This is a genomic window from Rothia sp. HC945, assembly GCF_051370785.1.
Classification (GTDB): Bacteria; Actinomycetota; Actinomycetes; order Actinomycetales; family Micrococcaceae; genus Rothia.
This window is the reverse complement of sequence record NZ_JBFCSN010000001.1, coordinates 1,810,750-1,824,781: the sequence shown is the minus strand read 5'-3', so window position 1 is coordinate 1,824,781 and position 14,032 is coordinate 1,810,750. Positions and strand designations below refer to the sequence as shown.

Annotated in this window: 14 protein-coding genes; 3 read left to right on the top strand and 11 right to left on the bottom strand. The window is 61.8% G+C overall.

From position 1 onward, the window contains the following. Positions 1-356: 356 nt before the first annotated feature. From dnaB to AB0Y14_RS08065, 11 genes are all read right to left on the bottom strand, one after another. Positions 357-1,712, bottom strand: a complete 1,356-nt coding sequence (gene dnaB, locus AB0Y14_RS08115; protein ID WP_436588674.1) for a replicative DNA helicase — start codon at positions 1,710-1,712, stop codon at positions 357-359. Positions 1,713-2,002: 290 nt separating this feature from the next. Continuing rightward, the gene (locus AB0Y14_RS08110) at positions 2,003-3,154 is read right to left on the bottom strand and encodes a glycerate kinase (RefSeq protein ID WP_436588672.1); all 1,152 of its coding nucleotides are present in this window, start codon (positions 3,152-3,154) and stop codon (positions 2,003-2,005) included. 22 nt (positions 3,155-3,176) lie between these two features. Then, a complete protein-coding gene (locus AB0Y14_RS08105) occupies positions 3,177-3,581 on the bottom strand; it encodes a hypothetical protein (protein ID WP_436588671.1) in 405 nt (134 codons plus the stop codon). Positions 3,582-3,731: 150 nt separating this feature from the next. Continuing rightward, positions 3,732-4,181: a 50S ribosomal protein L9 gene (gene rplI / locus AB0Y14_RS08100; protein ID WP_436588669.1), complete on the bottom strand. Its 450-nt coding sequence runs from the start codon at positions 4,179-4,181 to the stop codon at positions 3,732-3,734. Between the two features lie 21 nt (positions 4,182-4,202). Continuing rightward, a complete protein-coding gene (gene rpsR / locus AB0Y14_RS08095; protein ID WP_048680746.1) occupies positions 4,203-4,439 on the bottom strand; it encodes a 30S ribosomal protein S18 in 237 nt (78 codons plus the stop codon). A gap of 83 nt (positions 4,440-4,522) precedes the next feature. Then, positions 4,523-5,137 carry a single-stranded DNA-binding protein gene (locus AB0Y14_RS08090; RefSeq protein WP_436588850.1) on the bottom strand — a complete coding sequence of 205 codons (615 nt, stop codon included), beginning with the start codon at positions 5,135-5,137 and terminating at the stop codon, positions 4,523-4,525. Positions 5,138-5,226: 89 nt separating this feature from the next. Further along, positions 5,227-5,526, bottom strand: a complete 300-nt coding sequence (gene rpsF / locus AB0Y14_RS08085; RefSeq protein ID WP_436588668.1) for a 30S ribosomal protein S6 — start codon at positions 5,524-5,526, stop codon at positions 5,227-5,229. 285 nt (positions 5,527-5,811) lie between these two features. Then, entirely contained in the window at positions 5,812-6,171 is a 360-nt protein-coding gene (locus tag AB0Y14_RS08080) for a TM2 domain-containing protein (protein WP_436588667.1), read from the bottom strand. Positions 6,172-6,353: 182 nt separating this feature from the next. Beyond that, positions 6,354-7,250, bottom strand: coding sequence for an ABC transporter permease subunit (locus AB0Y14_RS08075; RefSeq protein WP_436588666.1), 897 nt, complete (start codon positions 7,248-7,250; stop codon positions 6,354-6,356). 3 nt (positions 7,251-7,253) lie between these two features. Continuing rightward, on the bottom strand, positions 7,254-8,351 hold the full coding sequence (locus AB0Y14_RS08070) for an ABC transporter ATP-binding protein (protein WP_436588665.1): 1,098 nt from the start codon (positions 8,349-8,351) through the stop codon (positions 7,254-7,256). Positions 8,352-8,568: 217 nt separating this feature from the next. Continuing rightward, entirely contained in the window at positions 8,569-9,984 is a 1,416-nt protein-coding gene (locus tag AB0Y14_RS08065; RefSeq protein ID WP_436588664.1) for a CCA tRNA nucleotidyltransferase, read from the bottom strand. A 125-nt stretch (positions 9,985-10,109) separates the two neighbouring features. Between AB0Y14_RS08065 and AB0Y14_RS08060 the strand changes: the two genes are divergently transcribed. The 3 genes from AB0Y14_RS08060 (at position 10,110) to AB0Y14_RS08050 (ending at position 13,812) form a co-directional block, all read left to right on the top strand. Continuing rightward, entirely contained in the window at positions 10,110-10,610 is a 501-nt protein-coding gene (locus AB0Y14_RS08060; RefSeq protein ID WP_436588662.1) for an NUDIX hydrolase, read from the top strand. Between the two features lie 64 nt (positions 10,611-10,674). Next, positions 10,675-12,309: a murein biosynthesis integral membrane protein MurJ gene (gene murJ / locus AB0Y14_RS08055; RefSeq protein ID WP_436588660.1), complete on the top strand. Its 1,635-nt coding sequence runs from the start codon at positions 10,675-10,677 to the stop codon at positions 12,307-12,309. Between the two features lie 72 nt (positions 12,310-12,381). Beyond that, a complete protein-coding gene (locus AB0Y14_RS08050) occupies positions 12,382-13,812 on the top strand; it encodes a hypothetical protein (RefSeq protein WP_436588659.1) in 1,431 nt (476 codons plus the stop codon). Positions 13,813-14,032 lie beyond the last annotated feature (220 nt).

Here is a 14,032-nt window from a genome sequence, read left to right as displayed (position 1 = left end):
GCGGCACCACCATCAGCAGGACCCTCGGCCCCACCATCAGCACCACCATCATGAACACCCGGAGTACCAGCGGCACCACCATCAGCAGGACCCTCGGCCCCACCATCAGCACCACCATCATGAACACCCGGAGTACCAGCGGCACCACCGTCAGCAGGTCCTTCGTCTTCGTTGAAATTGTTGTTCGACTCAGTCATGGTTCCTCCTGAACTCGTTGACATGAGCGGGACTCACCGTGGGTGCCGGCAGGGCGCCAGCATCAGTGGAAATGAGTCGCTCAATTGTCAGGCTACTCGTGAACCTGCTCTGAGTGAACGGGGTTACATTTCTCTCCTGCCCGAAGACCCGACAGCCGTCTAGAAACCGCCGCCGTCGTTGGCCATGTTGGCGAACCGGGAGTAGTGGCCCTGGAAGGCGACGGTGATCGTCTTGGTCGGACCGTTACGGTGTTTCGCAACGATCACGTCGGCTTCACCGGCCCGCGGCGATTCCTTGTCGTAGATGTCCTCGCGGTGCAGGAGGATCACCATGTCGGCGTCCTGCTCGATCGACCCGGATTCACGCAGGTCCGAGACCATCGGTTTCTTGTCGTTGCGCTGCTCCGATCCACGGTTCAACTGGGACAGGGCGATCACCGGCACCGCGAGCTCCTTGGCGAGAAGTTTGAGGGAACGCGAGAATTCGGAGACCTCTTGCTGACGGGATTCGACGCGCTTGCCCGATGACATGAGCTGCAAGTAGTCCAGAACCACCAATTGCAGGTTGTTCTTCTGCTTGAGTCGTCGACACTTCGCTCGGATCTCCATCATGGACATGTTCGGTGAATCATCGATGAACAGCGGCGACTTGTCCATGCGGCCCATGACCTCCGCAATCTTCGACCACTGGCTGTCCTCCAACGAACCCCGCCGCAGGTCGGAAAGGTTCAGGGAGGCTTCCGCGGAAAGCAGGCGCATGGCGATCTCATTGCGGGACATCTCCAGCGAGAAGATCACGCTGGCCATGTTGTGATGGATCGACGCCGAACGGGCGATGTCCAGTGCCAGGGTCGACTTGCCGACGGCCGGTCGGGCGGCGACGACGATCATCTGGCCGCCCATGAGACCGTGGGTCAGCTCGTCCAATTCGTAGAAGCCGGTCGGCACTCCCTGCATGCCGTCCGTTTTGTCGCCGTTCGCCTCGATCTCCTCGACCGTCTCGCCGATGATCTCCTTGAGGACCACGTAGTCCTCGGAGGTTCGCCGTTCCGCGACCTGATAGACCTCGGCCTGCGCTTGGTTGACGACGTCATCGACTTCACCGTCCGGGGTGTAGCCCAGCTGGACGATCCGCGTGCCCGCCTCGACCAGGCGGCGGAGCACGGCGCGTTCGCGGACAATGTCGGCGTAGAAACCGGCGTTGGCGGCGGTCGGGACAGAAGAGATCAGCGTGTGAAGATAAGCGGCGCCGCCGACTCGGCTCAGTTCGCCGCGTTTGGTCAGTTCGTCGGCAACCGTGATGGCGTCGGCAGGTTCGCCCTTGCCATACAGGTCGATGATCGCGTCATAGATCGACTCGTGGGCGGGGCGATAGAAGTCGACCCCGCGCAGCACCTCGACGACGTCGGCGATGGCATCCTTCGACAGCATCATGCCGCCGAGCACCGATTGCTCGGCGACATTGTCCTGGGGCGGCGTGCGCCCTACATCCTGCTCCTGGACCGCATCAGACATCGGTGGTGGTCTCCTCTTTCTGACCCTCATGGTCACGCCTGGTGGGCATCAAATCACAGCCCTTGTGGAAAACCTGTGTACAAGTTTCTTGCATTTGTGGAGTCGTTGGGGATGGCACTGTGGACAAGACTCACCCACACCCTCAAATCCCCGTCATTCCGCGGTCATGGGGCTACACATCCTGTGGATAACAACCCCACGACCGTCCAACCATCACCCCTCACGTGAGGGTTGAACCTTTGGATCCTGCTGGTTGTCCTCAAGTTATCCACAAGGAGTCTACCGTCCACTCATTCCATGTTCGAGGCGATCCGTCGCCCCAGCCTCCGGATGAGCGGCAGGGGTTCGGCCAGACACCGTGCGACGTCGGGCTCCACATCGGTCAGCGCGTACATCTCCTCGATACCGACGTCGCGGACCTGAGCCGCGGACAACTCCGTTGCCCCGCAGATCGCCACGGTACGCACTCCCGCCTCGCGAGCCCGCTGGGCCACTCGCGCGGGCGCTTTCCCCTGGAGGGTCTGGGCATCGAATCGCCCTTCTCCCGTGATCACAAGATTGGCACCGTCGACTGATCGATCGAACCCGACAAGATCGAGCACCAGGTCGGCACCTGATTCCATCGTTCCGCCGAGCACCGCGAGGGAAGCAAAACCCAGACCCCCTGCGGCACCCGCACCCGGCGTTTCCGCGAAGGAGCCCGAACCAACGCGCAGTTCCCCTTCCACGAGCCCCGCAAATCGGGAGAGGGCATCGTCGAGGTCTGGTACATCGGCAGAGGCCACGCCCTTCTGCGGTCCGTAGACAGCAGCGGCACCTTCGCCGCCGCACAAGGGGTTCGTAACATCGGAAGCGATCACGATCTCGGCCTCCGCAATCCGGGAATCGAGTCCCGAAAGATCCACGGTAGCCAGTTCCTTCAGACCCGCCCCTCCGGGACCGACCTCATCACCGGAATCCGTCAACAACCGGGCCCCGAGGCCGGCGATCATGCCCGCACCACCGTCCGTGGTCGCGCTGCCGCCGAGACCAAGGATGATTCGTCGGGCCCCCTTGTCCAGGGCGTGGGCAATCAGTTCACCGACGCCGCTCGAGCTCGCGTCCTTGCCGTCGGCAGTTTCGGTGCCGACCTCCGAGGAGGGAATCAGTCCGAGCCCGCAGGCTTCGGCGACTTCGAGGACTGCGGTGCCACGTCCAGGATCGTAGGCGTAGACGGCCTCGGTGGGTCGTCCGAATGGACCATTCACTCGGCATGTATGCCGCTCAAAGGATATAGACAAGGCAGCATCCGTTGTTCCGTCGCCGCCGTCCGCCACCGGTACAGAGGTGACCTCGGCGTCCTCGCCGAGCACGTCCGCGATCCCCAGACGCAGGGCTTCCGCGACTTCGGAGGCCGTGGCAGAGCCTTTGAATTTGTCGCAGGCGATCACGATGCGTGCCATGAGTTCTCCTTGGTTTGTCCCGTCAGGCGATGGCGCTCGTCGCGAGCATGATGAGGATGAGGGGATTTGTCACCACGGAAATGATCAGGAGCAACAGGTTGAGGATCTTCCGCCGTCGGTACTTGAACAGACCGAACAGGGCCAGAAAACTCGCGAAGGCTCCGGCAATCGAGGAAACCACCAGACACACCAGGAAGAACGCAAGGATTGAAGAGTTGGTTCCCGTATTGCCGGCAACGAAGCCGAGAACGATCAGGAGAACAGCGGCAAGCCAGAATCCGGTCGCAATGACCAGCATCTTGGTGCTTGGAAGCAACGACCTGCGCCCGTTCTTGCCCAAACGCTTGCGCGGCGTCTCGGTCCGGGCGTCGTTCGTCGCTTCGTCCCACATGGTGTCCCAGTCGGACTGTTTGTCAGTGTGCGCCATGTACTCATCTTTTCATGCGAATCTCGGAGTCGGATGTGACCCCCTGTCCGGAAATACAGCAATGCCCGGCATGTCCCCGAAAGGATATGCCGGGCATCACCGGTTGCGTGGTGGAACACGAATTACGCGCTCCCCACAGAGCCCATCGAACTAGGACGCAACAACGTCCAGTTCGACGCTCGCAACAACGTCTTCGTGAAGACGAACGGCCACGGTGTGGCGTCCGGTCTTCTTGATGTTGTTCTGGATGGTCACGGCCCGCTTGTCGACGGACCCGAGACCCGCGGCCTCAATCGCTTCCGCGATCGAAGCAGGCTTGACGGTGCCGAAGAGGCGACCCTCGGCGCCGGCCTTGACCGGAACGCTCACGACCGCAGCCGAGAGCTTCTCCGCCTGGACCTGTGCGTCCTCGAGGTTGTGCTGGGCACGTGCGGAGCGCGCCTGACGAATCGACTCGACCTGACGCTCGCCGCCCTTGGTCCACACCACGGCGAAGCCGCGGGGCAGAAGGTAGTTGCGTGCGTAGCCGTTCTTGACTTCGACGACGTCGCCAGCGGCACCGAGGCCGTTGACTTCCTGAGTAAGGATGATCTTTGCCATGTTCTTCTACTCTCCTTCTCTTTAGCGACCGGCGCCGGAGTAGGGCAGCAGAGCAACTTCGCGGGCGTTCTTGATCGCCTGCGCGATTTTGCGCTGTTCCTGCACGGTCACGCCGGTGACGCGACGGGCACGGATCTTGCCGCGATCGGAGATGAACTTGCGCAGGAGAGCGACATCTTTGTAATCGATCTCAGTGACTTCAGCAGCCTTGAGCGGGTTCTGCTTTGGTTTGGGCTTACGAATTTCAGCCTTAGCCATCGTGGTGCTCCTTCATTGTTGTGGAGCCCGCAGGTTGTGTACCGCGGGATGGGTTATTGATTGGTTCGGAGGGTTGGCCCGGATTAGAACGGCGGTTCGTCGTCCTGACCGGCGCTCCAGTCGTAGTTTCCGCCGGAGTTCTGGCCCCAGGGGTCCGCCGCGGGAGCCTGCTGGCCGCCCCGCGAATTGCCCTGGTTGAATCCGTTGCCGCCGTATCCGTTGGAACCTCCGGAGTTGCCTCCGAAGCCCCCTTGGTTGCCACCGGCGCCGTTGCCCTGGTTGAGGTTTCCACCGGGCCCGCCCTGGTTGCCTCCGAAGTTTCCTCCTCCGGAGCGCTGGTTGCGGTTGACCGACGCTGTGGCGAAGCGGAGCGAGGGGCCGATTTCATCGACGTCCAGCTCCATGGAGGTACGGCGTTCGCCCTCCTTGGTTTCATACGACCGAGCCTTGAGACGACCCTGCGCAATCACGCGCTGCCCCTTGGTCAGGGACTCCGCCACGTTTTCCGCGGCCTCGCGCCAGATCGAGCAGCGAAGGAACAGGGCTTCCTGGTCCTTCCATTCGCCGGTCTGACGATCGAAAGTGCGCGGGGTCGAGGCGATCGTGAAGTTCGCGACTGCGGCGCCCGAAGGGGTGAACCGCAGTTCAGGGTCGGCGGTGAGGTTTCCGACAACCGTGATGATGGTTTCTCCAGCCATCATGACCTCCTGAGTCGTATTGAAGAGTGTCTCCAGTCAAGCACCGGTCACGGCCCCTTGAGACCCCATCCGGTGAATGTGTGGAAACTTTAGGAGATCTTCTGCTCTTCCGGGCGGATGATCTTGGTGCGCATGATGGACTCGTTCAGGCCCAGAACGCGGTCCAATTCCTTGGCAACTTCGGGATCCGACGTGAAGTTGACGACGGCGTAGATGCCCTCGGACTTCTTCTGGATCTCGTAGGCCAGGCGGCGGCGACCCCAGATGTCGATGTTCTCGATGGTGCCGTTGCCATTGCGGACAACGTCGAGGAACTTGTTGAGGGTCGGCTCAACGGCACGGTCGTCAACCTCGGGGTCGATGATGGCCATGAGTTCGTATTCACGCATGTTTGAACCCACCTCCTTTGGTCTTTGGCGGCTACGGTCTTTCCGTAGCAGGAGGTTCGCTTGCGCGTTGTCTGCGAGCTCGGGGGTTGACCGAGTCGGCACAGACTTCACAGAGTTTACAGCACACAACGCCGCCTGGCACCCGCGGTGGGACGGAGTTCACGACGTCGTCGTGCAGATTCCGGCACGATACGGCATGTTGTGCGGTTTTGGACCCAAATGTCGCACGAGACTGCCACCTCGCGGCGGAGCCCTGGCGCGCGCTTCTCCGGAGGGTGTCAGGCGTCAGAAGCGACGACGATTGTTGACGCGGGAAGTCTCAGCCGCGTTGATCAGCCCGACTCGGAACGGGATCGTGAACAAGTCGATGAACATCAGCAGACCCAGGAGGGCGAAGAAGAAATAGCCGACGAAAATCGGGGCCAGCAGCCACCCGAGACCGTGCAGAATCAGGTAGAAAATGCCCATAAATGGCGCCCGCAGGTAGAACTTGTGGATCCCGAAGAGCCCAAGAAAGAGCCACAGGATGTAGGAGAGCAGAACGCTCTTCCGGACGACGTAGACGGGCCTGGGATGGGCTCCACCAGGACCAGATCCCTGATTGAAGTACTGGGGTGTGTGGTGTTCGGGGGTGGGGTGGCTCAAGGTTTCTCCTCCATCAATGGGTAACGGGCACGACGCCGGGTCGGTTCGGCCTCACTCGCAGGGCCTAGGACCAGGTCCGGTCACAACCGCGTCCTTCTGCCCATGAATACAACGATGGCGACGGGTTTGTTCCCGTCGCCATCGTCACAGGGGTTTCGGAGCGGTCCGGTTCCCTTCTGCTTCTACTTCGGGTCGCGCTGGGTGAAGGAGAAGTATCCCAGGATCAGGGGAACCAGTGACCACACCGCATACCAGACGCCGGACTCCACATACTTGGGGTCCTGCATCGGTTCGGCCGGGTTGGTCAGGTTCGCCGCCAGGGCCGAGGGAACGTAGTTCTGGAAGTCCCTGACCCATTCCCACTGGAACGGCATGAGCAACAACGGGAGGATGAAGAGCAGGACCACCAGGATCACGATCGCTCCGGCGTTGTTCCGGATGATCGCCCCGAGACCGACGCCCATCCACGCGGTGAGCACGAAGACGACGATGAGACCAAGAATATTCATCAGTGTCTGTTCTTCGAAGAGCTTGAACGTGATGTCCATGTCCGAGGTGGAAAGGACCCACTGGGCCACGGCCCAGGCCAGAACTCCCGAAACGATCGCGACGACCGCCGCGACGACCGTGATCTGGACGGTCTTGGCAACGTAGACCATGCCGCGTCGGGGCGAGGCCGTCAGCGTGGAGATGACCGACTTGGTACCGAATTCCGAGGCGATGAACACCACGGCCATCGCGCCCAGGATGATGTATCCGAATACGTAGCCGGAGTCCACGGCCTGTCGGGCGAACTCACTCGGGTCACCGAGCTGCAGGTAGTACTCGGGGATCTTCTTTCCCCCGGTCAAGGCCTCGTGCATCTGATCCGCGTAGTCCTTGGCCTGGTACGCGCTCAGCGCCGCGAAACCGATCATGATAACCGCAGTCACGATCATCAGGACCCAGCTGGAGACCAGGGTACGGAATTTGAGGAACTCGGACCTCAACGTTCCGAAGAACGACAGTTTGTACTTGGACGACTCCGAGCGCGCGGTGTCCGCGCCTCGGGGAGAGTTCGTATCTGCGACAGTACTCATTGCTTACTTCTCCTCCTGGTTCCAGGGAGCCTGTTCGGTGGAGTGCGAAGGCTGGTAATTCTCGCCCTGGTCGGTCGGGGTGACCTCCGGCTGTGCCGCGGTGTGCGCGCCACCAGCCGACTGTCCACCAGCCGATTGTCCACCAGCGGATTCGGCACCCGCCGTCGAATTCACGGCACCCGAGCCCAAACCGGCGTTCGGGTCCGAGGAGCGGTACTCGACCGAGTCGCTGGTCATGGACATGTAGACCTGCTCCAGGGATGCCTGCTGAGGAGTGATCTCCCACAACAGGACGCCTTGCGACTGGGCCCGCTGGGCGACGTCGCGACCATCGGCACTCACGACGAGAGCGCCGTCGTCCTGCTTGTTGACCTCCACCTGATCTCGGCGAAGAGCCTCTGCGAAACCATCCGGGTCGTCCGTGCGCACCAGGACCTGGTCATCGCCGGTCTGCCTGAGGAATTCCTCAAGCGGCTGGTCTGCAAGGACCTTGCCCTGACCGATCACGATGAGGTGGTCCGCGGTCTGGGACATCTCTGACATGAGGTGGGAGGAGAGGAAGACGGTCTTGCCCTGTGAGGCAAGATAGCGGGCCATCTGGCGAACCCAAATGACGCCTTCGGGATCGAGCCCGTTGACCGGTTCGTCGAGAATCACGGTGCTGGGGTCGCCGAGAATGGCAGTAGCGATTCCGAGGCGCTGACCCATACCGAGCGAGTACCCGCTGACCTTTTTCTTGGCCGCGCTGCTCAACCCGGTGATGTCGATGACTTCGTCCACCCGGGAATTGGGGATCCCGTGAGTTCTGGCGAGGGCCCGCAGATGGTTGATTCCACTACGGCGGGGGTGCACGGCACGCGCTTCCAACAGGGCGCCGACCGAGGTGAGCGGCGATGACAGCTGACTGTATTTCTTACCGTCCACCAGCGCTTGTCCAGCGGTGGGCCGCTCAAGGCCCAGGATCATGCGCATCGTGGTGGACTTGCCGGCACCGTTCGGGCCGAGGAATCCGGTGACCTTGCCCGGTTGAACGGTGAAGGAAATGTCGTCAACGGCGCGCTTGGACCCATAGTGCTTCGAGAGACCTGAGACCTCGATCATGGGGGCTCCTTTCCGGACCCGGCACTGCCGGGTCCAACGTCGTCTGTGCTCCACCCTATAAGCAAAAACCTCCTCGCCCCCTGAGAATCCAGGGAACGAGGACGATTTCATACCAGGGTATGAACGACAGTAGAGCTGGCTCTACCTCAGTCTCGATGCTCTCCGCGTGAAGCGCGCCCCCGGCAGATGTCGCCCGACGGTGCCTTCACAGTCCGCATCAGGAGTCGTCCGAGGAGGCCCACCATTCTTTCAGGCGTCGTTCAGCCTCCTCCTCGCCGAGGGAACCTTCATCCAATCGGACATTGAGCAAATAGTTATATGCCTTGCCGACCATAGGTCCCGGGTCGATCCCCAGAATCCTCATGATCTGCTGCCCATCCAGGTCCGGGCGCATCGAATCGAGTTCTTCCTGCTCGGCCAGTTCGTCGATGCGGCGCTCCAGGTCGTCATAGGCGTGAGCCATCCGCTGTGCTTTTTTCTTGTTCCGTGTCGTCACATCGGATCGGGTCAAACGGTGAAGCCTCTCGAGCTGCTCCCCCGCGTCCCTCACGTAACGGCGGACCGCGGAGTCGGTCCACCCGGCCTCCCCATATCCGTAGAAACGCATATGCAACTCGACCAGGCGCGCCACGTTCTTGATCGTCTCGTTGTCGAACCGAAGGGCGCGCATGCGTTTCTTGACCAGTTTCGCTCCCACGACGTCGTGGTGGCGAAAACTCACCGCCCCGGTACCGTCCAGTTTCCGTGTGGCGGGTTTCCCGACGTCGTGCATGAGGGCCGCGAATCGCAAGGTGAAGTCGGGGGCAGGAACCGGGCCGTCGTCGGTCTCCAAGTCCTTGGCCTGCATCAACACGGTCAGTGAGTGCTCGTAGACGTCCTTGTGGTGGTGCTGGGCATCGGTCTCCAGCTTGAGGGCGGGGATCTCTGGCAGCACAGAGTCGGCGAGCCCCGTACTGACCAGAAGTTCGACGCCGCGGCGTGGGTTATCACCGTTGATCAGCTTGATCAGTTCGTCCCGTACCCGTTCCGCGGAGATGATACGGATGCGCTCGGCCATGTCCGTCATGGCCGCCACCAGGTCCGCGGACGGGTCGACATCGAGCCGGGAGACAAACCGCGCGGCCCGCATCATCCGCAAGGGGTCGTCGGAGAAGGAGTCCTCAGGCTTCCCTGGCGTGCGAAGAATGCCCGCCGAGAGATCTTGGATGCCCCCATAGGGGTCAACCAGTTCCAGGTTCGGAAGCCTCAGCGCCATCGCGTTGATCGTGAAGTCGCGCCGGAAGAGGTCGTCCTCGAGCTTTCGGGCGAACGCAACCATGGGTTTCCGGGAATCCGGATCGTAGGCTTCGGCGCGATATGTGGTCACCTCGATCATCGCCTCACCCTTGCGCAGGCCGATGGTCCCGAACTCGCGACCTATTTCCCAGTGAGCATCGGCCCAGTCACGGGCGACGTCGAGCGTCTCGTCGGGCGTCGCATTGGTTGTGAAATCAAGGTCCAACGCCGCCGACCCAAGGAAGAGATCGCGCACGGGGCCGCCCACGAGCGACAGCTCGAATCCTCTGGCCTCGAAGAGCTTTCCGAGGTCCAGAGCGGCAGGGTGAATGGATGAGCTGTCAAAGAGGTTAACCATAGTCCTTAAATCGTGCCAGAAAACCCTGCCATGGGGCGCTTCGAAGCGCAGAAGGAGCCATTGGACCAAGGTCACACACGCGGTCTCTCAGCACGTGTCAAGGCGTGACTCTGTAAGGTGGACGTATGACTTTTCCAGTACCCCGGGCGCCGAAGAAGCGGGCATTCACCCCGCCTTCCCCCTTGCCCACGGTGGAAGAAGTCTCTGCCGGGGGTATCGTCGTCGATCTGGAGACCCCGGGACATCCTGTCGCGATCATCGCCCGCATCAACCGAGGAGGGCGCCTGGAGTGGTGCCTGCCGAAGGGACACCCGGAGGGCGAAGAGACCAACGAGGAAGCAGCATGTCGGGAAATCGAGGAGGAGACCGGAATCGCGGGTCGTATCCTGGCCCCGCTGGGTTCCATTGATTACTGGTTCACCGTTTCCGGCCACAGGGTGCACAAAACCGTGCACCACTTCCTGTTGAAGGCTACGGGCGGCTACCTGACCACCGAGAAGGACCCTGACCACGAGGCGATCGACGTGGCATGGTCCGACATCGACGATTTGGGGCGTAAACTCTCGTTTCCGAACGAACGTAGGATTGCGGACATCGCTCGGGAATACATCATCCACCAGATCTAGAACCGCGGGGGTGGCTCTCCGGGCAGGTGCCGATCCCAGAATTCATCGATAGGGCTTAGCAAATATGGCACGAACTGGTGCTCGTTCCAGCGCCATCATGGCCGCGGGAACCATGGTTTCCCGCCTCTTGGGCTTCGTCAAGACCATGCTCCTGGCCATCGCCATCGGAGCCTCGACGACGGCCGGCAACGTCTTCGCACTCGCCAACACCTTGCCGAACCTGATTTACGTGCTGGTCGCGGCCGGCGTATTCAATGCCGTCCTGGTCCCCCAGATCATCAAGGCGTCCAAGAAGCCGGACGGCGGCGCCGATTACATCTCCCGCCTGCTGTCCCTGGCGGTCATCGGCCTGTTCGTCATCACCGCGATTGTGGTCCTGTGCGCGCGTCCGATCATCACCATCATGGCCAATGGTTGGTCGCCCGAGAAGATTGATTTCGGCACGACCTTCGCCCTCTGGTGCTTCCCGCAGATCTTTTTCTACGGCCTGTACACCGTGGTCGGGCAGATCCTCAATGCGCGAGGCGCGTTCGGCGCCTACATGTGGGCTCCCGTGTTGAACAATCTCGTGGCGATCGTCTCGCTCCTGGTGTTCATTTTCATGTTCGGATCGTGGGGCACCGCGCACCACGACCCGTCCAACTGGAACGCGCACAAAACCTTCTGGCTCGCCGGCATGGCGACCATCGGCGTCGCGGCCCAGGCGCTGATTCTGTTTATTCCTCTCAAGGCATTGAAGCTCGGTCTCGGCATCAAGCTGGGATGGCGGGGCATCGGCCTCGGCACTGCGGCCCGCATCGGAAGCTGGACCCTGGCAACCGGCGTCGTCGCCAACCTGTCCTTCCTGTTCCTGGCCCGTATTGCAACCAAGCCTGAGGGAGCCCAACAGGACTTCTCTCATCCGATTGCCGGCAACAACGTGCTCGACCAGTCGACCATGCTGTACCAGTTGCCGCACGGCGTCATCGGCCTCTCGATCGCCACGGTTCTCTTCAACCAGATGTCTCGCTTCGCTGACGAGAACGACGACGCCTCCCTGGTACAGACCCTGTCCCGTGGTCTCCGCGTGGCTTCGGTCGCCACCATTTTCTGCGCGGTCGCCCTCGTGGTCTACGCCGGCCCGGTCGGCATGCTGTTCGGCGGTGGCGATCCGGCCCAGGGGGCGGTCATCGGGCAGGTCATTTCGATCATTGCCCTCGGCGGGCCGTTCCTGACGATCGCCTTCATGATGGGGCGTGCGTTCTATGCTCACGAGGATGCCAAGACGCCCATGATCAACCAGGCCATCTCCGCGGTGATCGTGATCGTCCTGGGGTTCGCCGTCGGCAAGCTCCCGCCGCAGTACATCGTGTTCTGTCTTGCGGCGCTCTACGCCCTGCAGAATATTCTGGCCACGCTCCTCTTCCACCGGGGGCTGCGCCGCTGGCTCGGGGACTACGACCTCGGAAGCATCGTCAAGACGCACCTGCGGGTCACGATTTCTGCGATCGTTGCCGGCGTCGTCGGCTTCGTGGTCCTGCACCTGATGGGCGGCGCCGCACTCGACGGCTTCGCCTGGCGCAACCAGATCACGGCTCTCGTGACGATTCTGATCGGCGGCCTGATCATGGGCGCCGTCTACTTCTGTGCCCTCCGGGTCTTCCGAGTCCGCGAGCTGGACAGCATGCTCAAACCGTTGATGTCGCGTCTCGGCAGGTAATTCGGACTACTCGGACCGTGACGCCGGTATCATCTAACTGTTACTTCGACCCAACTCAGCGCGGGGGTATTCTTGACGCAGGTGATCCAGCTCGGCACCGTACTCGGTGGCCGGTACAAAGTGACCGCTCAGATCGTTACCACCGCGGCACAGGACCAAGTGCTCGACGGCAAGGACCAGGTCCTGGAGCGCAAGGTTTCGATTCTCGTTGCCAGCGCTGAGCACAGTGATCTTTTGATCGAGAACGCCCGTGACATCGCGACCGGTTCGCGCTCCGGGAGCCTCCAGGTCTTGGACCTCGGGCAATCCGACGAAGTGACCTATCTGATCACGTCCCACGCTCCCGCCAACGATCTCCTGGATCTGCTCCTGACGGAGAGTCGGGAAGAAGAGGGATCAGAGAACGAGGAGCTCGGTGGCGAGATCTTCGGCGCAGACAGCGCGCCGGCAGCGACGTCGTCCGACTACGAACAGGTCGGCACGGTGACTTCTCCCCAGGAGGAGGTCGCGCAGGACGACGCGGAAGAGACTTCTCCGGTCACTGAGTGGACGGATGCTGATTATGAGGCCTTCGGTGAGGAGCCCCCCGCACGGCGCTCGTCCCAGTCTTCCCAGGGCGGTGGCACCCTCTTCGACCGTGCCGCCACCGATGTCGCCGGGGGGTCCAGCGCGGCCGCTGCGGCATCTTTGCGCGACGAGGACAGCTCCTACGACGGCGACAATCGCTACCAGTACCAGGACGAAGACTTCGCACCGGCCGGGGACTACGGGGATTATGGGGACGACGACGAACCCGTGGAACCGTATTACGAGGACGACGACGAATACTATGAGGATCGTCCTCGTCGTCGGACTCCGGCAGGCGTGTGGATCACGGCCGCGGTCGTCGTCATTCTGTTGGTCCTGTTGGTGATCTTCGGGTTCAACAAATTGGGCTCTCTGGTTTCGGGCGCAAGCTCTTCTCCCAGCGGGACCGTGAGTTCGGCCGAGAGCGGTTCCGAATCCCCGTCAGAGTCACAGACTTCGACCTCGGGGTCTTCCGCCAAGCCCGAGGTCGCGAACGTGTCCCGGGTTATCCCTGACAATCCGGACTTCATGTCCGACCAGGATTCGACCCTGAGCAAGGCTTATGACGGCAATCCGTCTTCTTACTGGACCAGTTACGGGTTCTCCAACCCGAGTTTCGGTCAATTGATTCAGGGCCTGGGGCTTGCGGCAGAGTTGAAGGAACCGGCGAAGGTCAAGCAAGTCACGGTCAACACCCCCAAGAGCAATGGTGGCCAGTTCACCGTCTACACGAATGACTCCCCCAGCATCGACGGCGCGACCAAGGCCGGCGAAGGTTCCTTCTCCAACGGCCCAACCACCGTGGACCTGTCCGGAGACGCCGCGTCGAAGGACGCCAAGTACGTGATCGTTTACGTGACCCAACTCCCGCAGGTCAGCCAACCCATCGGTGGCTACAATTACGGCCTCCACGTCGGAGAGATCAGCACGAAGTAGCCTTTGGGCACCGTATCCTGATCTCGCTCGAGGCCGGCCACAGGTCTCCGCGGGGTCGGCTCTGTCGACGCGGAATATTTGCGGACCTGCTCAGGTTTCAACCATCAGATCATCGTAGGGGCCCGACGCCGGAGTGCGCGGGCCTTCTCGCACAGGCCAGCGCATGGCCCGCACGGAAGGAAACAAGTGACCGACAGCGTGTTCTCCCAGGGATCGGGTT